General features: G+C 72.5%; 22 protein-coding genes and 1 pseudogene. 12 read left to right on the top strand and 11 right to left on the bottom strand.

What is annotated here, in order from left to right:
- Positions 1–24 precede the first annotated feature (24 nt).
- The 5 genes from AB0M28_RS02525 to AB0M28_RS02505 form a co-directional block, all read right to left on the bottom strand.
- On the bottom strand, positions 25–2043 hold the full coding sequence (locus AB0M28_RS02525; RefSeq protein ID WP_365396436.1) for a dipeptide/oligopeptide/nickel ABC transporter permease/ATP-binding protein: 2019 nt from the start codon (positions 2041–2043) through the stop codon (positions 25–27).
- Positions 2043–3002 carry an ABC transporter permease gene (locus tag AB0M28_RS02520; RefSeq protein ID WP_365396433.1) on the bottom strand — a complete coding sequence of 320 codons (960 nt, stop codon included), beginning with the start codon at positions 3000–3002 and terminating at the stop codon, positions 2043–2045. Before AB0M28_RS02520 ends, AB0M28_RS02525 begins: the two co-directional genes overlap by 1 nt.
- An 88-nt stretch (positions 3003–3090) precedes the next feature.
- Entirely contained in the window at positions 3091–4728 is a 1638-nt protein-coding gene (locus AB0M28_RS02515; protein WP_365396430.1) for an ABC transporter substrate-binding protein, read from the bottom strand.
- A 1385-nt stretch (positions 4729–6113) separates the two neighbouring features.
- Complete coding sequence (locus AB0M28_RS02510) at positions 6114–6551, bottom strand: nuclear transport factor 2 family protein (protein ID WP_365396427.1); 438 nt, start codon at positions 6549–6551, stop codon at positions 6114–6116.
- 9 nt (positions 6552–6560) lie between these two features.
- Positions 6561–7700, bottom strand: coding sequence for a sialidase family protein (locus AB0M28_RS02505; RefSeq protein ID WP_365396656.1), 1140 nt, complete (start codon positions 7698–7700; stop codon positions 6561–6563).
- A gap of 245 nt (positions 7701–7945) precedes the next feature.
- Between AB0M28_RS02505 and AB0M28_RS02500 the strand changes: the two genes are divergently transcribed.
- From AB0M28_RS02500 to AB0M28_RS02485, 4 genes are all read left to right on the top strand, one after another.
- A complete protein-coding gene (locus tag AB0M28_RS02500) occupies positions 7946–9139 on the top strand; it encodes an MFS transporter (RefSeq protein WP_365396424.1) in 1194 nt (397 codons plus the stop codon).
- A 149-nt stretch (positions 9140–9288) separates the two neighbouring features.
- Positions 9289–9723: an ASCH domain-containing protein gene (locus tag AB0M28_RS02495; protein ID WP_365396421.1), complete on the top strand. Its 435-nt coding sequence runs from the start codon at positions 9289–9291 to the stop codon at positions 9721–9723.
- The gene (locus tag AB0M28_RS02490; RefSeq protein WP_365396418.1) at positions 9716–10591 is read left to right on the top strand and encodes an aminoglycoside phosphotransferase family protein; all 876 of its coding nucleotides are present in this window, start codon (positions 9716–9718) and stop codon (positions 10589–10591) included. Before AB0M28_RS02495 ends, AB0M28_RS02490 begins: the two co-directional genes overlap by 8 nt.
- 110 nt (positions 10592–10701) lie before the next feature.
- Positions 10702–11892 (top strand): CapA family protein, encoded by a 1191-nt coding sequence (locus AB0M28_RS02485; protein WP_365396415.1) that lies wholly within the window; start codon positions 10702–10704, stop codon positions 11890–11892.
- A gap of 41 nt (positions 11893–11933) precedes the next feature.
- Here AB0M28_RS02485 and AB0M28_RS02480 read toward each other — a convergent pair whose 3' ends face one another.
- Together AB0M28_RS02480 and AB0M28_RS02475 are read right to left on the bottom strand one after the other, a co-directional pair.
- Positions 11934–12710, bottom strand: coding sequence for a hypothetical protein (locus tag AB0M28_RS02480; RefSeq protein WP_365396412.1), 777 nt, complete (start codon positions 12708–12710; stop codon positions 11934–11936).
- A gap of 3 nt (positions 12711–12713) precedes the next feature.
- Entirely contained in the window at positions 12714–14366 is a 1653-nt protein-coding gene (locus AB0M28_RS02475; protein ID WP_365396409.1) for an FAD-binding dehydrogenase, read from the bottom strand.
- A 139-nt stretch (positions 14367–14505) separates the two neighbouring features.
- Between AB0M28_RS02475 and AB0M28_RS02470 the strand changes: the two genes are divergently transcribed.
- The 5 genes and pseudogenes from AB0M28_RS02470 to AB0M28_RS02450 all read left to right on the top strand — a co-directional run bounded on the left by AB0M28_RS02470 (position 14506) and on the right by AB0M28_RS02450 (position 17282).
- Complete coding sequence (locus AB0M28_RS02470) at positions 14506–15033, top strand: NUDIX domain-containing protein (RefSeq protein WP_365396406.1); 528 nt, start codon at positions 14506–14508, stop codon at positions 15031–15033.
- A 75-nt stretch (positions 15034–15108) separates the two neighbouring features.
- Complete coding sequence (locus tag AB0M28_RS02465) at positions 15109–15510, top strand: DUF202 domain-containing protein (RefSeq protein WP_365396403.1); 402 nt, start codon at positions 15109–15111, stop codon at positions 15508–15510.
- Positions 15507–15827 (top strand): DUF202 domain-containing protein, encoded by a 321-nt coding sequence (locus AB0M28_RS02460; RefSeq protein ID WP_365396401.1) that lies wholly within the window; start codon positions 15507–15509, stop codon positions 15825–15827. Before AB0M28_RS02465 ends, AB0M28_RS02460 begins: the two co-directional genes overlap by 4 nt.
- Positions 15828–15878: 51 nt before the next feature.
- A pseudogene (locus AB0M28_RS02455) lies at positions 15879–16349 on the top strand (gluconokinase); the annotation flags it as partial.
- Positions 16350–16394: 45 nt separating this feature from the next.
- A complete protein-coding gene (locus tag AB0M28_RS02450) occupies positions 16395–17282 on the top strand; it encodes an MBL fold metallo-hydrolase (protein ID WP_365396653.1) in 888 nt (295 codons plus the stop codon).
- Positions 17283–17300: 18 nt separating this feature from the next.
- On the opposite strand, the gene AB0M28_RS02445 is transcribed toward AB0M28_RS02450, so the two are convergent.
- A complete protein-coding gene (locus AB0M28_RS02445; protein ID WP_365396398.1) occupies positions 17301–18596 on the bottom strand; it encodes a glucarate dehydratase family protein in 1296 nt (431 codons plus the stop codon).
- Positions 18597–18720: 124 nt separating this feature from the next.
- On the opposite strand from AB0M28_RS02445, the gene AB0M28_RS02440 reads away from it, so the two are divergent.
- Together AB0M28_RS02440 and AB0M28_RS02435 are read left to right on the top strand one after the other, a co-directional pair.
- On the top strand, positions 18721–19743 hold the full coding sequence (locus AB0M28_RS02440) for a phosphotransferase family protein (protein ID WP_365396395.1): 1023 nt from the start codon (positions 18721–18723) through the stop codon (positions 19741–19743).
- 6 nt (positions 19744–19749) lie between these two features.
- Positions 19750–20964: an acyl-CoA dehydrogenase family protein gene (locus AB0M28_RS02435; protein ID WP_365396392.1), complete on the top strand. Its 1215-nt coding sequence runs from the start codon at positions 19750–19752 to the stop codon at positions 20962–20964.
- 644 nt (positions 20965–21608) lie between these two features.
- Here AB0M28_RS02435 and AB0M28_RS02430 read toward each other — a convergent pair.
- Genes AB0M28_RS02430 through AB0M28_RS02420 form a run of 3 tightly spaced genes read right to left on the bottom strand, consistent with a single transcriptional unit; the run spans position 21609 to position 24675 of the window.
- Entirely contained in the window at positions 21609–22211 is a 603-nt protein-coding gene (locus AB0M28_RS02430) for a TetR/AcrR family transcriptional regulator (protein ID WP_365396389.1), read from the bottom strand.
- Positions 22212–22231: 20 nt separating this feature from the next.
- Entirely contained in the window at positions 22232–23887 is a 1656-nt protein-coding gene (locus AB0M28_RS02425) for an AMP-binding protein (RefSeq protein WP_365396386.1), read from the bottom strand.
- Positions 23884–24675 carry an SDR family oxidoreductase gene (locus AB0M28_RS02420; RefSeq protein WP_365396383.1) on the bottom strand — a complete coding sequence of 264 codons (792 nt, stop codon included), beginning with the start codon at positions 24673–24675 and terminating at the stop codon, positions 23884–23886. The genes AB0M28_RS02425 and AB0M28_RS02420 overlap by 4 nt, the downstream gene beginning before the upstream one ends.
- Positions 24676–24843: 168 nt before the next feature.
- Here AB0M28_RS02420 and AB0M28_RS02415 point away from each other — a divergent pair, with 168 nt between their 5' ends.
- Positions 24844–26103 carry a DUF1343 domain-containing protein gene (locus AB0M28_RS02415; RefSeq protein ID WP_365396380.1) on the top strand — a complete coding sequence of 420 codons (1260 nt, stop codon included), beginning with the start codon at positions 24844–24846 and terminating at the stop codon, positions 26101–26103.
- Positions 26104–26157 lie beyond the last annotated feature (54 nt).

Raw genomic sequence — 26157 nt, 5'->3', positions numbered from 1 at the left:
CCTCGTTCCTCGTGATCAGGTCGGTCATGACAGGGCCTCGTTCCTCGTCCGTGCCGGCGGCACGCTCTCGGTGAGTGCGCCGGCCGGCACGAGGTTCTCGGCCGGGTGGTGACAGGCCGCCGCGTGCCGGACGCCGTCGCCGGCGAGCGACGGGGCCTCGCGGTGGCAGACGGCGCTCGCGAGCGGGCAGCGGTCGGCGAACCGGCAGCCCCGGGGGAAGTCCGCAGGCGACGGTACGACACCCTTGATCTGCGTCATCCGCTCCGCGCCGGACTCCAGCGACAGCACCGATCCCAGCAGCCCGCGCGTGTAGTGGTGGGCGGGGGCCTCGACGAGGTCGGCGGTGACGCCGGTCTCGACGATCTGCCCGCCGTACATCACCACCACCCGGTCGGTCACGTCGGCGACGAGCGCCAGATCGTGGCTGACCAGGATGAGGGCGAAGCCCAGTTCGGCGCGCAGCCGCAGCAGCAGCTCGATGACCTGGGCCTGGACGGTGACGTCGAGGGCGGTCGTCGGCTCGTCGGCGACGATCAACTTGGGGTTGCGGGACAGGGCCATGGCGATGAGGACGCGCTGGCGCTGGCCCCCGGACAGCTCGTGCGGGTAGCTGCGCAGGGTGCGCTGCGGGTCGAGGCCGACGAGTTCGAGCAGTTCGACGGCGGTACGGGCGCCCCCGCGCCGGATCAGCTGCTTCAGCTGGGCGCGGACGGTCATCGCCGGGTTCAGGGACGACAGGGCGTCCTGGTACACCATCGCCATGTCGTGTCCCAGCAGCCGTCGGCGGCGTTGGGCGGGCATGCCGACGAGCTGCTGTCCGTCGAAGACGATGCCGCCGCGGATCCGGGCGTCCGCCGGCTGCAGCCCCATCACGGTGAGCGCGGTCAGCGACTTGCCGCAGCCGGACTCCCCGACCAGGCCGAGCACTTCGCCCGGGCGGACGTCGAAGCTGATGCCGTCGACGATGTCCACGCCGTCGTGGCGGTCGGCGAAGCCGATGGCGAGATCCCGTACGGACAGCACGGGCTCCCCGCCGGGCAGCGGCCGCGCGCGGGCGCGCAGCCGTCGCGCGGCCTCGGCGAGGCCGGGCAGTTCCAGGACGGTGCCGGTGCCGGGCCGGGCGGTCTCGAGCGGGTCCTCCGTGCTGTCGCCGATCTCCTTGCGGATCTCCTTACGGCGGGCGGTGGGCGCCGCCCACGCGTCGGAGATGCCCTCGGCGAGGATGTTCAGCGACAGCACCGTCGCCAGCATCAGCAGGCCGGGGAAGACGGTCGCCCACCAGCCGCCGATCAGCACCATGTTCTTGCCGTCGGCGATGACCGACCCCCAGGAGGGGTCGGGCGGGCGCACCCCCGCGCCGATGAAGGACAGCGACGCCTCGAAGACGATCGCCTCCGCCACCTGCACGGTGCAGAACACGAGGATCGGCGCGGCGCAGTTGATGGCCACGTGCCGGACGATGATGTGCGGCGCGCGGGCGCCGACGATCCGCTCGGCGGTGACGTAGTCCTCGCCGTACTGGTCCATCACGTTGGCCCGTACGACCCGCGCGATGGGCGGGGTGTAGAGGAAGGCGATCGCGCAGATCAGCACCGGCAGCCCACCGCCGAACACCGCGACCAGCACGGCCGCCAGGGCGATGCCGGGAAAGGCCATGACGACGTCGAGGCTGCGCATCACGGCCTCGTCGACCGCCTTGCGGGAGGTGGCGGCGACGGCGCCGAGGACCGCCCCCGCGATCAGGCCGAGCACGGTGGCGCCCAGTCCGATGGCGAGCGACCAGCGGGCGCCGTACATGAGCCGGGAGAGGATGTCACGGCCGAGGCTGTCCTGGCCGAGCCAGTGGTCGGCGGACGGCCCGCCGGAGACGCCGGACTGCTCGTACGGGTCGCCGGGCGCGATCAGCGGGGCGAGGAGCGCCGTCAGGACGACGACGCCGAGGACCGCGCTCGCGATCCGGGCCTGGAGGGGGAGGCGGCGCAGGCGCACGCCGGGGCGGGAGAGCGCCTCGGCGAGCTTCTTCCGGGACAGGAGCGTCGTCATCAGGCAGCACTCCTCAGCCGCGGGTTCACCAGGAGGTAGAGGATGTCGATGGCGAGGTTCACCACGACGAAGCCGACGGCCGTGGTGAGCACCACGCCCTGCACGACGGCCGGATCGCCGTCCCGCACCGCGTTGATCATCAGGGTGCCCATCCCCGGCAGGGCGAAGATGGTCTCGATGACGACCGCGCCGCCGAGCAGGTAACCGACGCGCAGACCGAGGACGGTGAGCGGGTTGATCAGCGCGTTGCGCAGCACGTTGCGGCCCACCACCACGACCGGTGGCAGCCCGCTGCCGATGGCCGTGCGGACGTAGTCCTTGTCCAGCTCCTCGACCATCGCCGTCCGTACGATCCGCGTCAGCTGCGCCGCGACGGGCAGCGACAGGGCGAACGCCGGCAGGGTCATCGTCTCCAGCCAGCCGCTGAACGAGTCGGCCGGGTTGATGTAGCCGCTGGTGGGGAACCAGCCCCGGTCGACGGCCAGATACTGGATCATCAGCAGCGCCAGCCAGAAGCCGGGCGCGGCCACGCCGGTCAGCGAGACCACGCGGATCAGCTGGTCGGGCAGCCGGTCGCGGTAGATCGCGGCGGTGGTGCCGAGCAGCAGCGACAGGACGACGGCGATGCCCAGGCCCAGGAACGTCAGCTGCACGGTGAGCGGCAGGGCGGTGGTGACCTGGTCCAACACCGGAGTGCGCCGGAGCACGCTGATGCCCAGGTCGCCCTGCGCGAGATCCGCGACGAAGTGGACGTAGCGGACGGGCAGCGGGTCGAGGAGGCCGTTCTCCTCGCGGAACTGGTGGAGTTGCTCCTCGGTCGGGTTGGCGCCCTGGAAGAACGCGGAGGCCGGATCGCTGTCGGAGAAGCGCATCACGAGGAAGACGAACAGCGCGATGCCCAGCAGCAGTGGGACGAGGAGGGCGGTGCGGCGGGCCAGCATCCTGGCGATCGCGACCACGGGCGGCTCCTAGGGAGGGTTCGTTGCTTCTACGGAGGCGGGGGCCCGGGTTCTGTCGGTGAACCCGGGCGTGCCGGTGCGGGCAGGATCAGGCGGGCCCGGCCTTGAGGAGGTTGATGCCGGGGTAGGGCTGGGCGGTGATGCCCGTCAGCTTCTCCGGGTCCCAGGCCGTCATGAGTTCGTTGTGGACGACGGGGTAGATCACCGCGTTCTCGGCGACGATGTCGATGTACTCCTGGATCATCGTCTTCTTCTTCTCCGCGTCCGGCTCCCGCGTGGCCGCGTCCATGAGCTTGAACAGCTCCTTGGCGGTCGAGCTGCCGCCCCAGCGGGCGTAGCCCATCCAGAGGTTGGTGGGGCCGTGGTTGTAGCGCATGATCAGGTCGGCGTCGAGGCCGAACTGGTTGGGGTTCGAGGCGGCGGCCACGACCTGGTAGTCCTGCTTCTGGTCCATCTTGGTGAACACGGCGGTCGTCTCCTGCGGCTCCAGGGTCGTCTCGACGCCGATGGCGTCCCAGGACGCCTTGATGGTGGGCAGGCAGTCGACGATCCAGGAGACGTTGACGGACATCAGGTTGATCTTCAGCCCCTTGACCCCGGCCTCGTCCAGCAGCTGCTTGGCCTTCTCCGGGTCGTACTCGTAGACCGTCTTCGCCGGGCGGAAGGAGGGGTTGCCCTCGTTGAGGAAGGACTGCGCGCCCTTGCCGTGGCCCTTGAGCGCGGCCTCGATCATCTTCGGCCGGTCGATGGCGTAGTGCAGTGCCTGGCGGACGCGGACGTCGTCGAAGGGCTTGTGGGCGGTGTTGAACATCAGGAACAGGTTGTTCATGCCGGCGCCGCCCTCGACGGTCATCCCGCCGGACTTCAGCCTGTCGATGTTGGCGTACGGGACGTTGTCGGCGATCTGGGCGCCGGCGCTGCCGCCGGAGATCTTCGCGACGCGGGAGGCCGCGTCGACGATGGTCAGCCAGTTCATCGTCTTGAAGGCGGGCTTGCGGGGGCCGTTGTAGTCGGCGAACGCCGCGAAGGTGGTGTTGGACTTCGGGTTGTGGGCGGTCTGCTTGTACGGGCCCGAGCCGATCGCCTTGCCCTTCGTCGCCTCCTCCCACGCGCCGGGCTGGGAGTAGACGTGCTTCGGCATGATCTTCGCCAGCGTCAGGCGCGGGGCGCCCTCGGGGAAGGCGAACTTCAGCACCAGCTCGACGGACCGGTCGTCGACCTTCCGGACCTCCTGCAGCCAGCTGGCGAAGAAGCCCTTGGCCAGGGTCTGGGTGCCCGGGTCGAGGATCCGCTCGAAGGTGAAGACGACGTCGTCGGCGGTGACGGGCTGCCCGTCGTGCCACTTGGCGCCGTCGCGCAGGGTGAACTTCCAGCTGGTGGCGTTGAGATCGGCGGGCACCTCGGTCGCGAGCGCGGCGTAGGGCTCGCGGGTGATGGGGTCGGTGTCGAGGAGGCCCTCGTAGATGTGGTGGTTGCCGGCCATCGCGAACGCGGAGGCGGTCTGGGTGGGGTCCCAGCTGCCGTCGTTGCCGTAGCCGATGACGGCGGTCAGGTTCTCGACCTTGCCCCCCTTGTCGGCGCTGGTGTCCGTGGTGGACTCCGGCCCGCCGGAGCAGGCGGACAGGCTCACGGTGACCGCACCGGCGGCGCCCAGCGCGCCGGTGTACTTCAGCAGGCTCCGGCGGTCGAAGCCATCGCCCTTGGCGGGGGCCGGGGTTACGTTCACGGCTGCTGCCTCCTGGTGAGGGGGATCCGTCCGCCTCTCCCGTCCCGGGTCCGTCCGGGGTGGGGAGGCGGTATGTGGGAGGTCCTACGTTCTACGTCCTGGCGCGGGTGAACGTAAACGGGATGGGGGGTGGAGGTCAAGGGGCGTGCAAGGGCTTGCGGGCGACTGTGATCAGGCGGTGATGTGGGCGTGGGCCGGTGGGTTGGCGGTCATGCGGTCCACACCTGCGGGTCCGTCGCCGGGAGGCGATCGAGCGGGGCCGCCCCGCAGCCGCCGCGGATGTCGTGCGCTTACTTCAACTCGGCGCTTGTGGCCCGCCCGGGCTATTCCGCCACCCCGTAGGAGGCCGCGGTCCGCCTCCGGACGACGTCCTGACCGGCCAGATCAAGCTGGGACTGGATGCTGCCGGCGCGGGGCCCAGGACGGTGCTCGACGGTCCTGCCCTGAGGTTGACTAGGTCCATGGATGGCTCAGGAATTCGCGCCCTGCTCGACCTGGCGTCTCAGCAGCGGTGCCCGCTTCCCGGGCACGGGGACGGCCATATCTGCATCGTTCGCGGCGGATGGGACCTTGCCCAGTTGGAGCGGGCCGCCGTCGAGGCGCTTCCTTGGACCCGCCAGCCCATGCAGCGGCTGGTCACTGCCGGCACCGCCGTTGCCGGATTCCACGGTCCGCCCGCGGGGTCGGACAACGGCGAGGTGATGGAGCTACGTGGGTGGGTGCTGAACGAGCACTGGTTCGGATACGGCTTGATCACCGCAAGCGACGGCCCGCGCGGCGTTATCGTCGCCGCTCACCGACCGGCGCCCGATCCCCATGCCGGATGGGTGCAGCGCCTGCGGACAGCCACCGCATGGGTGACACCGCACCGGCAGTCCGTCGACTGGGCGGTCGCAGAATCCGCGCTGGGCACCGCCCTGCCCAGCGACTACAAGGAGATCGTCGATGTATTCGGCGCGGGCAGCTTCGACGAGTACTTGAGTCTTCTGGTGCCGGGCGCCGTCAGTGTGGACCTCGTCGAATGGGGCCGGGACATGCATCAGTACGCCGGCCTCTATCACCCGTATCCGGTCTACCCTGCTCCGGGCGGCGTGCTGATGTGGGGCACGTCCGAGCAGGAACTGACGTTCCACTGGCTCACCGGCGCCGGCGATCCGGACGGCTGGCCGGTGCTGGTGCAGGACGACGGAGACTGGAAGCGTTTCGACTGCGGAACAGCCGAGTTCATCCTGCGCCTGCTCACCGACCGGGAGCCACCGTTCGGCTATCCGCTGCACGAAGCTGGCCGCGCACTGGTTCGAGTCGAGCGCGCCGGCCACGCGGACGCCCTGACTCGACCACGCGGCGGGGGCGGCGAAGCCGGCCCAACTGGTGGCAGCCGCCGCCTAAGGCGCCCCCACCGCACCCGGCACGATCCACGCCGGAGGCTGGATCGACGGTGTCTTCCAGTAGATGTCCAGCCGCGTCAGCAGCCCACCGGCGTCCAGCTCCATCACGTTCGCGAAGCGCATCGTGTTGCGTGGGGCCTCGGGTGTCGGCTGGATGACCTCGACCGCCTCGTTCAGGGCCGAGCGGGCGTCCGGGCTCAGGAACGTGCGGCGTGAGCGCAGTTCGTGGAAGTACATGCGGCCCACGACCGCGGACACGAAGCGCAGGTACGCCTCGCGGCCGCGGCACGTGTCGGACTCGTCGCCGCGCATTCCGATCCGGACGAAGTCCGGGGCCAGGACCGATCCGACGAGGTCCCAGTCATGGGCGTCCACGCCGCGCCAGAAGGCGGCCACGTTCGCGGCGGCGACGGCACCCGGGAGAGTATCTGACATACCGTCAGGTTAGCCCGTGAGAGCAGCCAGATCGAGTCGCCGGAACTCGATCGTCTCGTACGGGCCCGCGACCCCCGTCTCGTACAGCACCCCCACCGTCGAGCGGTTGAGCTGGACCAGGTCCGAGTACGCCGCGCGCTGCGCCGAGAGCGTCAGCGCCTTCGTGAACGTCGCGCCGCCGTCGTCGCTGCGCCACACCGCGAGCTTCTCGCGGACCAGCGGGTTCGACGGGCCCGCGAAGAGCAGCGGGGCCGCGGCGTCGCCGTGCACCTGGAGGACCGAGGACTGGACCACCGGCACCTCGTCCAGGGCGTGCTGCATCGCGTACGGGCGGGCCAGCGTGGACCCGCCGTCCAGCGAGTACGCGTCGAGGCGGTTGCCCGGCTCCGCGCCGTTCTGGTCGCGGGAGGTGAAGTACACGCGGCCGTCCGGGAGTTCCGCCGCCAGGGACTCGTTGCTGTTCGTCACCCCGTCGTACGAGTCGTCCACGAAGCCGAGCCGCCACGTCGCGCCCCCGTCGTCGCTGTGGATCGCGTGCGCGCCGTAGTACTTCGCCTCCTGGCCCGTGTCCGCGGACCCGGGCGGCGGGGACGTCGAATGGTTCGACGCCACCACCAGCCGGCCGGCGTACGGGCCGCGCGTCAGCGCGAGGGCATGCCCAGGCCCGGTGGCGTACCAGCGCCACTGCGGCAGCTTCGCCGACGCCGTGATCTCCCGCGGCTCGCTGAAGCTGCGGCCGTCGTCGGCCGACGTCTGCACGAAGACCCTGCGGCTCTGCTCCGGCGTGGCCTCGCCCCGCATGATCTGAGCCTCGGTGACCTTGCCGCTGTTGTACGAGCTGAGCAGCACCAGCCTGCCCGTCCTCGGGTCCACCACCGGCGCCGGGTTGCCCCGGGTGTCGCCGTGGCCCGCGGCGACCACCGTCAACGGGCCCCAGGTGCAGCCGCCGTCCGCCGAGCGTCTGACGACGAGGTCGATCCCGCCCGTGTCGCCCGAGCCCCCGACGCGGCCCTCCGCGAAGGCGAGCAGCGCGCCGGTGCGCGTCTTGACGACCGCCGGGATGCGGTACGTGTGGTAGCCGCCCTCCCCGGCGCGGAACGGGACGGAGGACGTGCACGGGCCGCGGTCCTGGGCGGCGGCGCGGGCCATCTCCAGCGGGGTGAACGCAGCCGTCGCGGCGGCTGCGGCCGATGCCTTGATTACGCGTCTGCGGTTCATCGGTCGGTCCATGGTCCCTTCTCGGACAGGAGTACGCGGCTCAAGCTCTTAGGACGTAGGAGGTGGGATGTCCTGCCCGACCGTACGGGTTTGTTCCGGACCCGTGCAATACCCCGTGACAGATCCGCAGGTCGTACGACAGGGTGGTGGTCCAGACCTTGAAAGGACGACAGCACGTGCCTACGGACGACACCGGCATACGTCGGGCCCGCGTGGCCATCGCGGTGGTCTTCGCCCTGCACGGGGCGGTGACCGGCAGCTTCGCCACCCGCGTGCCCTGGGTACAGGACCACACCGGCATCAGCGCCGGTGAGCTCGGCCTCGCCCTCTGCTTCCCCGCGCTCGGTGCCGCCGCGGCCATGCCGCTCGCCGGCCGCATCACCCACCGCTTCGGCGCCCGCCCGGCGCTGCGCGGGCTGATGGTGCTGTGGTGCCTGGCCCTGATCCCGCCGGCCCTCGCCCCCGGCGGGCTCACGCTCGCGCCGGCGCTCTTCCTGTACGGCGCCACCTCCGGCACCGCCGACGTCGCGATGAACGCGCTCGGCGTCGAGACCGAGAGCCGGTACGGCCGCCCCATCATGTCGAGCCTGCACGGTATGTGGAGCGCCGGCGCCCTGGCCGGCTCCGCCGCCGGCACGGTGGCCGCGCACGCGGACCTCGACGCCCGGGTGCACTTCGCGGTCGCGGCCTGCGTGCTGACCGCGCTCAGCCTCGCCGTCTGCCACTGGGTGCTCGATCTGCGCAGCGAGCCGGACGAGGAGCCGCCGCCGCACTTCGCGTTCCCGCCGAAGTCGGCGCTCATCATCGGGGCCGTGGGCTTCTGCTCGGTCTTCGCGGAGGGTGCGAGCCTGGACTGGTCGGCCGTGTACCTGCGCCAGGTCATGGACTCCTCCCCCGGTCTGGCGGCCGCCTGCACCACCGGCTTCGCCCTCACGATGGCCGTCACCCGGCTGCTCGGCGACCGGGTCGTGGAGCGTTTCGGCCCCGTCCGGTCGGTCCGGGTCAGCGGTGTCGTCGGCACGGTGGGCGGCGTCCTGGTCGTCACGGCTCAGAACGCGCCCCAGGCGATGACCGGTTTCGGTCTGCTCGGCATCGGCATCGCCCTGGCCGTCCCGCTGGCGTTCGGCGCGGCGGCGCGGCGCGGTCCGGCGCCGGCCCAGGCGATCGCGGGCGTCGCGACCATCACGTACAGCTCCAGCCTGATCGCCCCGGCCGCGATCGGCGGGATCGCTGACGCGTCGTCGCTGACCGTGTCGTTCATCGTGGTGACGGTGCTGGCGGCGGGGCTCATGGTGGGGGCGGGCGTGCTGCGTACCGAGCCGAAGGCGGTGACCTCGGGGGCGCCGGTCGCGCCGCAGAAGCAGTCCTGACAGCTCGCGGGCGTCGCGGCCGTGCGGCCGTCCGGGTGCGCCGACCACACGGCCGTCCCGGTGCGCCTGCCACGCGGCCGTCCGCGTACGGCGCGCACCCCGCGGAAAATCCGCTGCGGGTGTCCGCCGTACCCGCCTACGGTGGACCGGTGATCGACGATCCCGCCCTCCCAGAGATCCAGTTCGCCTTCCCCGGACCGCTGCGCGACAAGCTCGTCGCCGCCGTGCTGTCCGGCGCGAAGACCTCGACCACCTCGCTCCGGCTGGAGTTCGACCTGCCGTCCTCCGACGAGGAGTTCCCGGTCGTCGGCGCCCGCGGCGCCGTCGTCGACTCCGCCGGCCGGCGCGTCGCCGTGGTGGCGACCACCGCCGTCGAGGTGCTGCGGCTCGCCGACGTGGGCTGGGAGCACGCCCGCGACGAGGGAGAGGGCTACGCGTCGGTCGCCGAGTGGCGCGCGGCGCACGAGCGCTTCTGGAACGGGCCCGAGATGCGCGAGTGGCTCGGCGACCCGTCGTTCGCCGTGACGGACGGGACGCTCGTCGTGGCGGAGAGGTTCCGGGTGGTGGAGCGGCCCGGTGACTGACGCGGACCTCGTACGGCGGCTGGTCGCCGGCCAGTTCCCGCAGTGGGCCGGCCTGCCGCTGCGGGAGGCGCCCGACGCGGGCTCGGACCACGTCATCTTCCGGCTCGGCGACGACATGGCCGTACGCCTGCCCCGCGACTGGGCGGCACACCAGGCGGCCAAGGACGAGCGCTGGCTGCCGCTCCTCGCGCCGCGGCTGCCCCTGCCGGTCCCCGTGCCGCTGGCCGTCGGCGAGCCCGCGTTCGGCTTCCCGCACCGCTGGTCGGTGGTGCGGTGGCTGGCGGGCCGGGTGGCCACGGTCGACGGCTTCGCCGACCCGGCGGGTACGGCGGTGGAGCTGGCGGAGTTCCTGCGGGCGCTGCGCGGCCTCCCGGCGCCGCGGGACCTGGCGCCCGGCTCGTACGACGACTTGTCGACCTGGTCCCTGGCGGACCGGGACGCCTCGACGCGCGCGGCGATCGCGAAGGTCGAGGGCGTCTTCGACACGGCGGCGCTCACCCGGGTGTGGGACGAGGCGCTGGCGGCGCCCGCCTGGGACGGGCCGCCGGTGTGGTTCCACGGCGACTTCCACCTCGGGAACCTGCTGACCGTGGACGGCCGGCTGTCGGCGGTCATCGACTTCGGCGGCCTGGGCACCGGCGATCCGGCGTGCGACCTGATGGTCGGCTGGACGGCGCTCTCGCCGCGTACCCGGCGGGTGTTCCGCGAGGCGCTGGGCGTCGACGACGCCACCTGGGCGCGCGGGCTCGGCTGGGGCATGGCCACCGGGCTCGGGGCGTACGTGTCGTACGCGGCGACCCGGCCCTCGGTGGCGCGGGCCACGACGTACCAGGTCACACAGGTCCTGGCGGATCGTACGGGCGCGTAACGAAACTCTTGCGCTTCGCGGGCGCGGCGGATATCAGTAGGCGGATATCAGTAGTCGGGTTCGCGCGGACACCGGGGCGGCGACGCCCCGCTTCTACGTCGGGGGGCGCAATGCGCCGGGGGGTTCGGGGGCGGGGCGCGGTGTGCCTCGTCGTCGCGGTACTGATGGCGGGCTGTACGGGCGGGACTTCGGGCCCCTCGGCCGGGCGGAGCGCCGCTCCGCGCCCGTCGGCCACGGCGGCCTCGCCGCAGGCGCGGCCGTCCCCGCCGGCGACGGTGGCGCGCCCCTTCACCCTGGTCGGCGCCGGTGACGTGCTCGCCCACAACACGATCATCAGCCAGGCCCGCGGCGACGCGGGCGGCAAGGGCTACACCATCGGCAGGATGCTCGCGGGCGTACGACCGGTCATCTCCGGGGCCGACGTGGCGATCTGCCATATGGAGACCGTGTACGGCCGGCGAGGCGGCCCGTACACGGGCTGGCCGCTGTTCAAAGCGCCGCCGCAGTTCGCCCGCGATCTGAAGAACGCCGGCTACGACTCCTGCTCCACCGCCTCCAACCACACCCTCGACGACGGCTTCGCCGGGGCGAAGAGGACGCTGGACGAGATGGACGCCGTCGGGCTGGCGCACACCGGCTCGTACCGCAGCGCCGCGGACGCGCGGTCGCCCGCCATGCTGCGGGCGGGGGACGCACTCGTCGCGCAGCTGTCGTACACCTACGGCACCAACGGGCTGCCGCTGCCCGCGGGGAAGCCGTGGACCGTCAACCTCATCGACGTACCGAAGATCATCGAGGACGCGCGCGCCGCGCGGGCGGCCGGGGCGGATGTGGTCGTGGTCTCCGTCCACTGGGGTACGGAGTGGCAGGAGGAGCCCGACGCGCTGCAGCGGAGGGTGGCCGAGCGGCTGACCCGCTCCCGGTCCGGCGGCCGGCCGGACATCGACCTGATCCTCGGCACGCACGCCCATGTCCCGCAGGCGTACCAGAAGCTGCACGGGGTCTGGGTGGTGTTCGGGATGGGCGACCAGATAGCGGGGCCGATGAACGACGAGCGGGGCAACTGGGGCACGATCGCCAGGTTCACCTTCTCGCCGCCCGCCGCGCCCGGCGGGCAGTGGCTGGTGACGAAGGCGGAGTTCGTCCCGCAGATCATCGACCTGCACCGGCCGGGCAACCCCCGGGTGCTGAACCTCGCGGTCGACACGGCGGGCGGTCGGCTCGCGCGGGTGCGGGACCGGATCCGGGCGGTCACGCTCAGCCGCGGGGCGGCGGAGGACGGGCTGACGATGGGGTCGTGAGGGCGCGGGCCCGGCGGGACGACGCCTCGGCGTGGCCGCGCTCACCGTCCGGCGTGGGACCGTACCGACGCCCGGACCTGCTCGGACTGATCGGCGGTGAGCCGCCGCATCTCCCAGACCAGCTGGGCCACCAGGTCCACCGTGGGGTGGTGGCGCGAGCCGCGCTCGGTCGGCTCGATGCCGGTCAGGGCCGCCAGCAGGCCCGCGGGGAGGCCGAGCAGGGCCGCGAAGTCCGCCACCCGGCCCGGCGTCAGTTCCGAGCGGCCGCTGCCGATGGCCGGGTAGGTGGCGATGGACAGGTACGTGGGGGTCCACCGGCCCATGGCCTCGGCGATCGCCGGAAGTCGCAGGTTCCGGTTCAAGAGCATCCGGACGAGCACACCGCCGAGCGTCGGCCTGAACCCGCTCTCGAGCGTGGGGTGTTCCGCGTAGGGGACGGTCCGCGGCTCCTGCGGCAGTGACCGGACGAGCATGAGCACCTCGGTCACGCGCCCGGCGGACAGGCGCACGAGGTCGCCCAACATCTGCCGCACCGCCACGGCCGCCTCCGGATCCAGCGGTGCCAACCTGTGCGGTACCGCCGTCCACATCACCACGTGCAGGTCCACGGTGTGCAGCCCCAGCACCGGCGCCAGCCGCCCGACCGTCTCCGGATCCGGCTCCCCGCCGTCCAACACCGCGCGTAGGGCGCCGGCGTCGACCTCCGCCGCCCGCGCCAGGGCTTCGGCGTCCAGGCCGCGGTACGCCATCAGGCGCCCCAGCATCACGCCCGAGCCCGGATACGGGCCGAACGTCCCGGGCGCGGGTACCTCACCCACCGCCTACACCGCCTCGGCCGCCGCCCGCCCCGCCGTCCGCCCCGAGAAGAGGCACCCGCCCAGGAACGTGCCCTCCAGCGACCGGTATCCGTGCACGCCCCCGCCGCCGAAGCCCGAGGCCTCGCCCGCCGCGTACACGCCCGGCAGGGGCTCGCCGCCGTCGGCGAGGACACGGCCCGACAGGTCCGTCTCCAGACCGCCCAGCGTCTTGCGCGTCAGGATGTTGAGCCGGACCGCGACCAGCGGGCCCGCCTTCGGGTCGAGCAGCGGGTGCGGCGCCACCGTGCGGATCAGTTTGTCGCCGAGGTAGTGGCGCGCGCCGTTGATCGCCATGACCTGGAGGTCCTTGGTGTACGGGTTCGCGGTCTCCCGGTCGCGGGCCTCGATCATGCGGCGGATCTCGGCCTCGTCGAGGAGGGTGTCCTTGGTGAGCTCGTTCATCCGGCGGACCAGCGCCGACAGGTCCCGTTCGACGATGAAGTCCGCGCCCTTGTCCATGAACGCCTGGACCGGGCCGGGGACGGGCATCCGGCCGCGCTGCAGCACGTCGCGCACCGACTTGCCGGTCAGGTCCGGGTTCTGCTCGGAGCCGGAGAGGGCGAACTCCTTGCCGATGATGCGGCGGTTGAGGACGAACCAGGTGTAGTCGTGGCCGGTCCTCATGATGTGCTCGAGCGTCCCGAGCGTGTCGAAGCCCGGCCACAGCGGCGCCGGGAGGCGCCGGCCGTGCGCGTCGAGCCAGAGGGAGGACGGTCCGGGCAGGATCCGGATGCCGTGCCGGGCCCAGATCGGGTTCCAGTTCTCGATGCCTTCGGTGTAGTGCCACATCCGGTCGCGGTTGATCAGCCGCGCGCCCGCCGTCTCGGCGATGCCGAGCATCGCGCCGTCGACGTGCGCCGGGACGCCGGAGAGCATCCGCTGGGGGGCCTTGCCGAGGCGCTCGGGCCAGTTCTTCCGTACGAGGTCGTGGTTGCCGCCGATGCCGCCGGAGGTGATGACCACCGCCTGGGCGCGCAGCTCGAACTCCCCGGTGACCTCGCGGCTGCTGGCCGTGCCGCGTTCCGCCGTGCTGGGCGCGAGGATCTCGCCGGTGACCGTGTCGACCGACCCGGCGCTGCGCGCCAGGCCCGTCACCCGGTGCCGGAAGCGCAGGTCGACCAGGCCCTTCGCGGCGGCCTCGCGCACCCGGCGTTCGAAGGGCGCCACCAGGCCCGGGCCCGTGCCCCAGGTGATGTGGAAGCGCGGCACGGAGTTGCCGTGCCCCTGGGCGTCGTAGCCGCCGCGCTCCGCCCAGCCGACGACCGGGAACCAGCGCACGCCCATCGCGTGCAGCCAGGGGCGCTTCTCGCCGGCGGCGAAGTCGACGTACGCCTCGGCCCACTTGCGGGGCCAGTGGTCCTCGTCGCGGTCGAAGCCCGCCGTGCCCATCCAGTCCTGGAGGGCGAGGGCGTGGCTGTCCTTGATCCGCATCCGCCGCTGCTCGGGCGAGTCGACGAAGAACAGCCCGCCGAACGACCAGTGCGCCTGGCCGCCGATCGAGGCTTCGGGCTCCTGGTCGAGGAGGATCACCTTGCGGCCCGCGTCCGCGAGCTCCGCGGTGGCGGCGAGGCCCGCGAGGCCCGCTCCGATCACGATGACGTCCGCGTCGTACGCCATGGGCTCCGCCTCCTCGATGGTTACCGGTCGGTTAGATCTTGATGACCGCAGGGCCGGTCGTCAACCGCCCGCGCATGCCGAACAGCGGCCCCGCGGGAGCTGGGCACGTGCGTCGGCCGCGATCCGCGAGGATGGGCGTATGACACAACCCACCGACCTGCCACCGCTGTCCGCCGACGAGATCCTCGACGTCGTCGACGAGGACGACCGGGTCCTCGGCCAGGCGCCGCGCGCCGAGATCTACGCGAAGGGCCTGCGCCACCGGTGCGTGTTCGTGCTGGCGCGCGATCCGCAAGGGCGGGTCTTCGTCCACCGGCGGACGGCGCGGAAGCTGGTCTTCCCCTCGATGTACGACATGTTCGTCGGCGGTGTGGTCGGCGCGGGCGAGTCGTACGAGGAGGCGGCGCTGCGGGAGGCGGAGGAGGAGCTGGGGGTGAGCGGCCTGCCGGCGCCGCGCGAGCTGTTCGCGTTCCTGTACGAGACGTCCGACGTCAAGGAGTGGGCGCGGGTGTACGAGGTCGCGCTGCCGTCCGACACCGTGTCGCCGCAGGTGGAGGAGGTCGAGTGGTGGACCTTCCTGGACGACGCCGAGCTGCGGGAGCGCCTTCGGGAGTGGCCGTGGGTGCCCGACGGGATCGCGGCGTACCGCCGGCTGACCGGGTTCTGAAACCGGCACGCTCGCGTGCCGGTTTCAGAACCCGGTGCGCGGGCGCCCACGCGGGCGCAGCGTATGGTCGGGGGCGTGATCGCGCCTGACCGTTTCTCCTCGCTCCGCCTCTGGTTCGACCCCGCCAAGCTCCGCTCGGAGGGCACGACGCCGGACTACCGGTTCTCACTCGCCAACGAGCGGACGTTCCTGGCCTGGATCCGCACGGCGCTGGCCCTGGTGGGCGGCGGACTGGCGGCGGACCAGTTCCTGACGGACCTGGACTGGGCGCAGCGCACCACCATCGCCCTGGTACTGCTGGCGATCGGCGCGCTGTGCGCGGTGCGGGCGGTGAACCACTGGGTGAGCTGCGAGCGCGCGATGCGCCGCGGCGAGGACCTGCCGGCCTCGCGCTTCCCGGCGGCGCTGGCGGTGGCGACGGCACTGTCGGCGGTGCTCATCCTGGTCATCGTGCTGACCGGCAAGGCGGGCAAGTGACGGAGGGCGCGGCCGCGCCCCGCGACCCGGGGGCACAGCCCGAACGCACACGGCTGGCGTGGCGGCGTACCACGCTGTCCTTCGCTGTGATCACCATGCTGGGGGCGAAGGCCGGCCTGCACCGCACGGACTCGGCGGCGGCGTGGACGGCGGCGGCGCTGTACGCCCTGCTGTGGCTGGCGTTCCTGGCCGTGGCGCACCGCCGCGTCCGCGCCCTGGCCGCCGCGCAGCCCGACGCGATCGGGCCGGCGGTGGTGTGGGCCGGGGCGCTGTGTGTGATCGGCACGGCGGTGTTCGGCGTCGCTCTGGTCCGGTGACCGGTCGCGAGGGGTAGGTTCGAGACGGCACACACCGTACGGGGAGGGGACATGCCGATGGCCGCGAGCGCGCCGCTCGTCGTCGTGATGGGGGTGAGCGGGTCCGGGAAGTCCACCGTCGGCGAAGCGCTCGCCGAGCGGCTGAACCTGCCGTACACCGACGGCGACAGCTTCCACTCCCGGGGGAACGTCGAGAAGATGGCGGGCGGCACCCCGCTCACCGACGAGGACCGCGAGCCGTGGCTCGACGCCGTCGCCCGCTGGCTGGCGGCCCGTACCGGCAGCGGCGGCGTGGTCTCCTGCTCGGCGCTGCGGCGCCGCTACCGCGACCGGCTCGCGTCGGCCGTGCACGGCGTCGTCTTCCTCCACCTCGACGGTTCGTACGAGCTGATCGCCGGGCGGATGGAGGAGCGCAAGGACCACTTCATGCCGCGGGAGCTGCTGCGCTCGCAGTTCGCGGAGCTGGAGCGGCTGGAGTCCGACGAGAACGGCGCGACCCTCCCGGTCGACGGCGGTCCGGCCGCGCTGGTGGACCTGGCGGTGGACGCGATCCGCGCCCCGTACGTGATGGAGCTGGTCTCGGGCGTGCACGCGTACGTCCAGCCGGACGGCGGCTGGTGCCTCAGCAACGCGGGGTTCGTGAGCGACGGGCACAGCACCCTGCTCGTCGACACGGCCGCCACCGAGTCCCGCGCCCGCCAGCTGCGCGCCGCGGTGCTGGCGAGCGGCTCGCCGCTGCCGACGACCGTGGTGAACACCCACCACCACGGCGACCACACCTACGGCAACGGACTGTTCGCGTCCGCCGCCGCGATCGTCGGCCACACCGAGTGCCGGGCACAGGCGGTGGCGAGCGGGCGTCATCTGGACCTGCTGTGGCCGGACGTGGAGTACGGCGACATCGTGCTGACGCCGCCCACCGTGACGTACGACGACCAGCTGACCGGCCACGTCGGCGGCAGCGAGGTGCGGCTGATCCACCCGGGCCCGGCGCACACGACCGGCGACACGCTGGTGTGGCTGCCGCAGCAGCGCATCGTCTTCACCGGGGACCTGGTCTTCCACCAGGGGACGCCGTTCATCCCGATGGGCTCGCTCACGGGATCGCTGCGGGCGCTGGACCTGCTGCGCTCGCTGGGCGCGCACACGGTGGTGCCGGGGCACGGGCCGGTCACCGATCCGTCGGTGTACGACACGGTGGAGCGGTACCTGCGGTTCGTCGCCGCCCTGGCCGAGGAGGCGCACGCGTCGGGGCTGACACCGCTGCAGGCGGCGCGGGGCGCGGAGCTCGGGGAGTTCGCGGAGCTGCGGGAGAGCGTGCGGCTGGTGGCGAACCTGCACCGCGCCTACGCGGAGATCGAGGGGCGGCCGGCAGGCACGCCCCTCGATCTGTTCACGGTGTTCGGGGACATGGCGGCGCTGAACGGGGGCGTGATGGTGCCCTGTCACGCCTGACGCCGTGCCGGAACCGCGTCACCAGCGCGGCATCACCGGCTGCTCCCAGTCCGGGTGCGCCACCCGCATCGCGGCCACGTCGTCCCGGTCGCGCATCCGGCCGTCGTCCTCCACCCAGCGCTTGTGCAGCGCGGCCAGCGCCTCGCGGTCGAGCTCCACGCCCAGGCCCGGGGCGTCGGAGACGGTGAGCGCGCCGCCCTCGAAGACGTGCGGGGCGGTGATGACGTCCTCGCTCTGCCAGGGGTAGTGGGTGTCGCAGGCGTAGTCCAGGTTCGGGACGACGGACGCGACGTGGGTCATGGCGGCGAGGCTGATGCCCAGATGGGTGTTGGAGTGCATGGACAGGCCGACCCCGAAGGTACGGCAGACCGCGGCGAGTTCGACGGTCCTGCGCAGTCCGCCCCAGTAGTGGTGGTCGGAGAGGACCACCTGCACGGCGCCGCGCGCGAACGCCTCGGGGATCTCCTGGACGGTGGTGACGCACATGTTGGTGGCCAGCGGCACGCCCTCGGCGCGGGCGGCGACGGCCGCCATGCCGTCGGTGCCGCTCGCCGGGTCCTCCAGGTACTCGAGTACGTCGCGCAGCTCGTGGGCGACGCGCACGGACGTCTCCACCGACCAGCCGCCGTTGGGGTCGAGGCGCAGCGGCATCCCGGGGAAGGCCCCGGCCAGCGCGCGGATCGCCGCGATCTCCTGGTCGGGTTCGAAGACGCCGCCCTTCAGCTTGATGGAGCCGAAGCCGTAGCGTTCGGTGAAGCGGCGCGCCTGGGCGACGATCCCCGCCGGGTCGAGGGCGGCGCCCCAGTCGTCGCGGGGCGTGTCGGCTCCGGGGTGCTCGGCCCAGCGGTAGAAGAGGTAGGCGCTGTAGTCGACGCGGTCGCGGACCTTCCCGCCCAGCAGGGCGTGCACCGGGACGCCGAGCGTCCGGCCCTGTGCGTCCAGCAGGGCCACCTCGAACCCGGACAGGACGGACAGCAGCAGCTTGTCGGCGCTCAGCGTGCCGCGCAGACCGCCCACGTCACCGCCCAGTGCCGCGCCGTCGGGCCGCCCGCACACCTCGGCCGCGAGCCGGTACAACCCGTTCACGTCCGTGACCGACCGGCCGGGCAGCGCGGCGGCCAGCGCCCGTGCCGGTTCGAGGAACTTCGCGTCCCCGTACGTTTCGCCGAGGCCCACCACACCCTCGGCGGTGACCACCTCGATGATCAGACGGGGCGTGTAGGGCTGATGGACGCCCTGGACGTTGAGCAGCGGGGGATCGGCGATCAGGATGGGGGTGAGCCGGACCTCTTCGATACGCAGCGCTGTATTCATACATGAACTGTATTCACGTAACCGACCGGCGGCTAGATCCCGGCAGCCTCGGCACTGGACTACATACCGACTGGTCGGCATCATGTACGTGACCGGCCGGACGACTCTCCCAGAGGGGGAATGAATGAGCGACGAGCACCCACCGGGACTCGACCCCGGGGCCCTGCGCCGCCATCTGGACGCGGCGCGCCCGGGACTGGTCCAGGGGCCGCTCACCGCCCGGCTGGTCGAGGGCGGCAGGTCCAACCTCACCTACGTCGTCACCGACGGCTCCGGGCAGTGGGTGGTCCGCCGGCCGCCGCTGGGCCATGTGCTGGCCACCGCGCACGACATGACGCGCGAGTCCCGCGTGATCAGCGCCCTGCACCCGACGGCCGTGCCGGTCCCCCGGGCGGTGCTGCTGTGCGAGGACGCGTCCGTCCTGGGCGCTCCCTTCTACGTGATGGAGTTCGTGGCCGGCACCTGCTACCGCACCGCGGACCAGCTGGCGGCCGTCGGTCCCGACCGCACCCGTGAGGTCGTGCTCGGCCTCGTCGACACGCTGGTGGAGCTGCACGCCGTGGACCCGGCGGCGGTGGGGCTCGCGGACTTCGGCCGCCCGGAGGGCTATCTGGAGCGCCAGCTGCGCCGCTGGGGCAAGCAGCTGGACGCCTCGCGCAGCCGCGACCTGCCCGGCATCGACGAACTGCACTCCCGGCTGGCCAAGGCGCTGCCCGACTCCCCCGCGCCGACCGTCATCCACGGCGACTTCAAGCTCGACAACGTGCTCGTCGGCGCGGACGACCGGATCGCGGCGGTCCTGGACTGGGAGATGTCCACGCTCGGCGACCCGCTGAGCGATCTGGGCCTGCTGGCGATGTACAGCTCCCGCGAGGCGGGCCCGGGCGCGGCGATCGCCTCCACCGGGTCGGCGCCGGGACATCCGCCGGTCACCGAGATGATCGAGCGCTACGCCGCGGGCTCCGGCCGCGACGTCTCCGCGATCGCCTGGTACTGCGCCTTCGCCTACTTCAAGCTCGCGGTCATCGCCGAGGGCATCCACTACCGATTCACACTCGGCCAGACCGTCGGGGCCGGCTTCGACGGCATCGGGGAGCTGGTCCCGATGCTCATCGGCCACGGCCTCACCACCCTTCAGGAGGGCTGACCCGCCATGGACTTCGCCTACGACGCCCGTACCGAGGAGCTGCGCAAGGAGCTGCTCGCCTTCATGGACGAGCACGTCTACCCCGCCGAGGAGGTCGCCCACGAGCAGCTCGCGGCCCAGGACTCGCCGTGGGTGCATCCGCCGGTCGTGCACGAACTGCGCGCGGCGGCGCGGGCGCGCGGTCTGTGGAACTTCTTCCTGCCGGACACGGAGCACGGCGCGGGGCTGACGAACCTGCAGTACGCGCCGCTGGCGGAGATCATGGGGCGCAGCCCGCACCTGGCGCCGCTCGCCCTGAACTGCAACGCCCCGGACACGGGCAACATGGAGCTGCTCGCCCAGTTCGCCACGCCCGAGCAGAAGGCGCGCTGGCTCGAGCCGCTGCTGAACGGGGAGATCCACTCGGCGTTCGCGATGACGGAGCCCGGCGTCGCGTCGTCGGACGCGACGAACATCGAGACGCGGATCGTCCGGGACGGCTCCGACTACGTCGTGAGCGGCCGCAAGTGGTACATCTCCGGGGCGATGAACCCGGACTGCGCGATCTTCATCGTGATGGGCAAGACGGACCCGGACGGCGCGGACGTCCGCCGCCAGCAGTCGATGATCCTGGTGCCGCGCGACGCCCCGGGCCTCACGATCAAGCGGGCGATGGGTGTCTTCGGCTTCGAGGACCACCTCCACGGCGGCCACGCGGAGGTCGTGTTCGACGACGTCCGGGTCCCCGCCTCGAACCTCGTCGGCGAGGAGGGCGGCGGCTTCGCGATCGCCCAGGCCCGGCTGGGCCCGGGCCGGATCCACCACTGCATGCGGCTGATCGGCATGGCGGAACGGGCGATCGAGCTCATGTGCAGGCGAGCGGTGTCGCGTACGGCGTTCGGCAAGTCGCTCGCCCAGCAGGGCGTCGTGCACAACTGGATCGCCGACGCGCGGGTGTCGGTGGAGCAGCTCCGGCTGCTGGTCCTGAAGACGGCGTGGCTGATGGACCAGGTCGGCAACAAGGGCGCGCACACGGAGATCCAGGCCATCAAGATCGCCGTCCCGCGGGCGGTGGTCGCCATCCTCGACCGCGCGATCCAGCTCCACGGCGCGGCGGGCGTCAGCCAGGACACGCCCCTCGCGGAGCTCTACGCGGGGGCGCGGACGCTGCAGTTGGCGGACGGGCCGGACGAGGTCCATCAGCGGTCGCTGGCGCGGCGCGAGCTGAAGCGGTACGTGTAGCTGCGCGGTGCGGTTTGCGCCGGCTGACGCGGATCGGCGCTGCGCGCCTCGTCCTCAAACGCCGGACGGGCTGGGAGCGGTGCCGGTCGCGCTCGAGGGTGCGGTGCACGCCGGCGCCTGCGGCGCGATTCGGCGCTGCGCGCCTCAGTCCTCAAACGCCGGACGGGCTGGATCTGCGCCGGTCACGCTGAAAGCATCCGGTCCCACCGGCGCCTGCGGCGCGATTCGGCGCTCCGCGCCTCAGTCCTCAGACGCCGGACGGGCTGGATCTGCGCCGGTCACGCTGAAAGCATCCGGTCCCGCCGGCGCCTGCGGCGCGATTCGGCGCTTCGCGCCTCAGTCCTCAGACGCCGGACGGGCTGGATCTGCGCCGGTCACGCTGGAAACGTACGGTCGCGTCGGCTGGCGCGCTTCGGGCTTTGCCCGAGGTCCTCCGGCGCTGGACGGGCTGGGAGGGCTGCCCCGCACCACCCAGGCGCCGACGGTGACCAGGCAACACCGCAACGGGTGGTGTGTGGGTGGGGGCAACCCCCGCGCCGAAGGCGCGGGGCGGCGCCGGACACCCGACGTGAACCGCCCGCCCGGGGCGATCCCCGCGCCGAAGGCGCGGGGCGGCGCCGGACACCGGACGTGAACCGAACGACCTACGGGCGCAGCACGCGCAGCAAGAGGTCCGCGAGCTGCTCCGCCACCTGCTCCTTCGTGAGCCGTCCCTCCGGCCGGTACCAGCTGCTGAGGTGGTGCACCGCGCCGAAGTGGTAGTCGACGACCAGCCCCGCCGACGTCTCGGACGTGAAGACCCCCGACGCCTGCCCCTCCTCGATGAGCGCGCGGAAGCGCTCGTGGTACCGGCGCCGCTCCGCCCGTACCTCCTTCTGCTTCTCCGGCGCGAGCAGATGCATCGAGCGGAAGAAGATCGCCGCGTCGTCCGTGTTCTCGATCGACGTGACGATGACGTCCGCGGCCGCCTGCCGCAGCCGGGACTCGACGGGCTCGTCGAGGGACGCGATGTGGTCGAGGCGCTCCTGCTGCAGCCGCAGCAGCCGGGCGTAGATCTCGTGCAGGAGATCGTCCTTGGAGCCGAAGTAGTGGTAGAGCGCCCCCTTGGTGACCCCCGCCGCCTCCACGATCTCCTGCACCGACGTCCGGTCGTAGCCGCGCTCCGCGAAGAGCCGCGTCGCCACGGCCAGCAGCCGCTCCGGGACGGTCAGCCCGTCGTCGCCGTTCCCGCCTGCCGCTCTGGCCATGGCCACACCTCTCTCGTTCCTCAGGTCCGGGAACGCAGTTCCCGGCGCAGGATCTTCCCCGTCGCCGTCTTCGGCAGTTCGGGGAGGATCTCCACCTCGCGCGGGTATTTATACGCGGCGAGCCGGTCCTTGCAGTACCCGGCCAGCTCTTCCGGCGCGACGGACTGCCCGGGCCGCAGGGAGACGTACGCCTTCACCGTCTCGCCGCGGTAGGAGTCCGGCACGCCGACCACCGCCGCCTCGCGCACGGCGGTGTGCGTGTACAGGACATCCTCCACCTCCCGGGGCCAGACCTTGAAACCGGCCGCGTTGATCATGTCCTTCTTGCGGTCGACGACGTACAGCCAGCCGTCGGGGTCCATGAAGCCGATGTCCCCGGTGCGCAGCTCGCCGTCCGGCAGTCCCTCGGCGGTGGCCTCGGGCATCCGCCAGTAGCCGGGGACGACCTGCGGACCGCTGACGGCTATCTCGCCGTTGACGCCGAAGGGGACCTCGCGGCCCTCGTCGTCCAGGATCCGGACCTGGGAGGCCGCGTCCGGCACCCCCACCGCCAGCGTGCCCGACTCCGGGTCGACCGGCGCGCGTTTGCCGGGCGGGACGGCGGCGCAGGGGGCGGCGCACTCGGTGAGCCCGTACCCGTTGTGGACGTAGTGGCCGAAGCGCTTCTCCAGTCCGTCGACCAGGGCGGGCGGCATGGGCGCGCCGCCGGTCGAGATGAGGACGAAGGACGCGAAGTGCTCGCGGGTGACGCCGGGGTGGGCGCCCAGCGCCATGAAGGCGGTGGCCGGACCGACCGTGTACGCGGGCTTGTGCTCGAGGAACGCGTCGAGCACGACGCCCGGGTCGAAGCGGTACGCCAGCGCGAGCGTGCCGCCGCCGAGGACGGCCGCGGAGAACTGGCAGACCATGCCGGTGATGTGGAACAGCGGCGCCAGCGCGAAGAGCGTGGAGCCGTCCGGCAGATCGTGGCCGCGGCGCTGGCGCTCGGCGTTGTGGCAGATGTTGCCGTGGGTGACCGTGGCGCCCTTGGGACGGCCGCTGGTGCCGGACGTGTAGCCGATCAGGGCGATGTCGCCCGGGGTGGGCTGCGCGGCGGGCGGCGCCGCTCCCCCAGTGCGGGCGACCGTGAGCAGGTCGTCGGCGTCGGCGGCCTGCGGCAGCCGCTCGAAGTCCAGCACGCGCGCGTCGTCGCGGGACTGCAGGTCCAGCTCGCAGGCCGTCAGCGCGATCCGGACCGGGGAGCCGGCGGCCGATTCGCGCAGGAAGCCCGCCCAGGCGTGGTCGGAGCAGATGACCGCCGCGACCTCGGCGTCGTTCAGGATGTGCCCGACCTCGTACGCCTTGTACATGGGGTTGAGCGGGACGACCGTGCCGCCGGCCTTCCAGGTGGCGAGGCACGCGATCACGAAGTGCGGGGTGTTCTGCAGCATGAGGGCCAGCCGGTCGCCCTCGGCGAAGCCGCGGGCGGCGAGATGGGCGGCGACGCCGTCGGAGAGGGCGTCCACCTCGGCGTAGCTGAGCCGGCCGTCGAAGTAGGCGAGCGCGGTCCGTTCGGGCACCCGGGCCACGGCCGCCCGGAAGGCGTGCAGCACGGAGGCCGGCGGGTCCAGCTCCGCCTGCTGCGCCTCGGTCAGCTGGGCGAGCCACGGTTTGGCGGCGTAGATGGAGCGCGTCATCGCGGTCCTTCCTCCCCTTGCTCTCCTCGCTCCCCCTGATCGCCTTGATCCAGGAGCTGTTGCAGTCGGTTCATCCCCGTCAGCCAGCGGTCCGGCTCGGCGGCACGGGCGGTGTAGTACCCCGCGACCTCCGGGTGCGGCAGGATCAGGAAGCGGTCCTCGGCGATGCCCGCCATCAGGGCGTCGGCCACGGCCTCCGGCTCGATGGCGGTGTCGCGCAGCACCAGGTCGCCGGCCCGGCCGGTGGCGGTGAGCATGTCGGTGCGTACGCCCTGGGGGCAGATGGCGTGCACCCGGATTCCGCGGTGGCGGTAGGTGAGCGAGAGCCATTCGGCGAAGGCGTACGCGCCGTGCTTGGTGACGCTGTACGGGGCGGCGCCGATCATCGTGAGCAGCCCGGCGGCGGAGACGGTGGAGACGAAGCGTCCGCTGCCGCGTTCCAGCCAGCGCGGGAGCAGTTCGCGCGCCGCCCGGACGTGCGCCATGACGTTGACGTCCCAGGCCAGCTCCCAGGCCGCGTCCGGGGCCTCGGGGCCGCCGCCGGTGCCGACGCCGGCGTTGGCGCACCAGACGTCGACCTCCCCGCCGAGCGCGTCGCGGGCGGCCTCGACGACGGCGGAGGCGTCGCCCGGGACGGCCGTCCCGCCGATCTCCTCCGCGACGGTCTTGGCCTTGTCCGCGTCCAGGTCGTTGACCACGACCCGGGCGCCCTCCGCGGCGAATCTGCGGGCCAGGGCGGCTCCGATACCGCCTCCGGCCCCGGTGACCACGACACCTGCGTCCCGCATGCTGTCCTCCCGGCTCGTGGCCGCAGACTAACCGGTCGGTATGTGATCCGAAAGGGGTCGGCGCCGGCGGGTCGCGGGACCCGCCGCCCGCACCGCCAGTGGTCTGGTCCGATGACACACCCGCAGGGGCGTTCCCCGGCCGGAGGGCCCCGCGCTAGCGTCCCGCCCATGAGCCTTTCGCGTAGATCCCTGCTGGCGGCGGGTGCCGCCTCCACCGCCGTCGCCGTCTCCGGCGGGCAGGCCGCCGCCGCCCCCTCGGCCTCCGGGAGCGGCCCCGTCCGTACCGGCTTCGCCCGTCTCGCGGCGGACGGTTACGCCCTGCTGAGCGGGCGCAAGGTGGGCGTCGTCACCAACCCCACCGGCATCACGGACGACGTCGAGCACATCGTGGACGTGATGCACGCCGACGACCGGGTCCGGCTGACGGCCGTCTTCGGCCCCGAGCACGGCTTCCGCGGCACCGCGCAGGCGGGCGGGTCCGAGGGCTTCTACGAGGACCCCGCGACCGGGCTGCCTGTGTACGACACGTATCTGACCAGCGGCCAGAAGCTGGCCGACATCTTCACGCGCTCCGGCGTGGACGTGGTCGTCTTCGACATCCAGGACGCGGGCGCGCGCTTCTACACGTACATCTGGACCCTGTACGACTGCATGGTCGCGGCGGCCCTCGCGGGCAAGGACTTCGTGGTCCTGGACCGGCCCAACCCGGGCTCGGGCCGAGGCGCCTACGGGCCGGTCATGCACCCCGAGTTCGCGACGTTCGTCGGCCGCAAGGCCATCAGCCAGCAGCACGGGATGACCGTGGCGGAGCTGGCGCGGCTGTTCAACGGCGAGTTCGTGCCCGCGGAGGCGGGGCGGTCGGTGCCGCTGCAGGTCGTGACGATGGGGAACTGGAACCGCGCGCAGTTCTTCGACTCCACCGGCCTGCCCTGGGTGCTGCCGAGCCCCAACATGCCCACCCCCGACACGGCGCTGGTGTATCCGGGGACCTGCCTCTTCGAGGGTACGAACCTCTCCGAGGGGCGCGGCACGACCCGGCCCTTCGAGCTGCTGGGCGCCGAGGGGATCGGCCGCGAGTGGGCGGCGGCGGCCAAGGCGCTGGACCTGCCCGGGGTGCGCTTCCGGGAGGCGTACTTCGCGCCGACGTTCTCGAAGTTCCAGGGCAAGACCTGCGGCGGTGTGCAGGTGCACGTGGAGAACGCGCGGGAGTACGACCCGGTGCGTACGGGCATCGCGCTGCTGGTGACCGCGAAGCGGTCGTGGAGCGGGTTCGCGTGGCGGTCCGACAACTGGATCGACAAGCTGACCGGGTCGACGCTGGTCCGCACGATGATCAACGCCGGCGCCGAGCCGGACGAGGTCGTGGCGGGCTGGGCGGACGAGCTGGCGGCGTTCCGGGCGGTGCGGCAGCGGTACCTGCTGTACTGACGGGGCACTGAGCGGCACCGTCGAGGCGCGTCCCGTTCCGGATTTGAACACTCT

The sequence above is a fragment of the Streptomyces sp. NPDC051940 genome, from assembly GCF_040680895.1.
In the GTDB taxonomy this organism is placed as follows: domain Bacteria; phylum Actinomycetota; class Actinomycetes; order Streptomycetales; family Streptomycetaceae; genus Streptomyces.
Note: the sequence above shows the minus strand (reverse complement) of the source record. Positions and strands in the feature narration are given on the sequence as shown.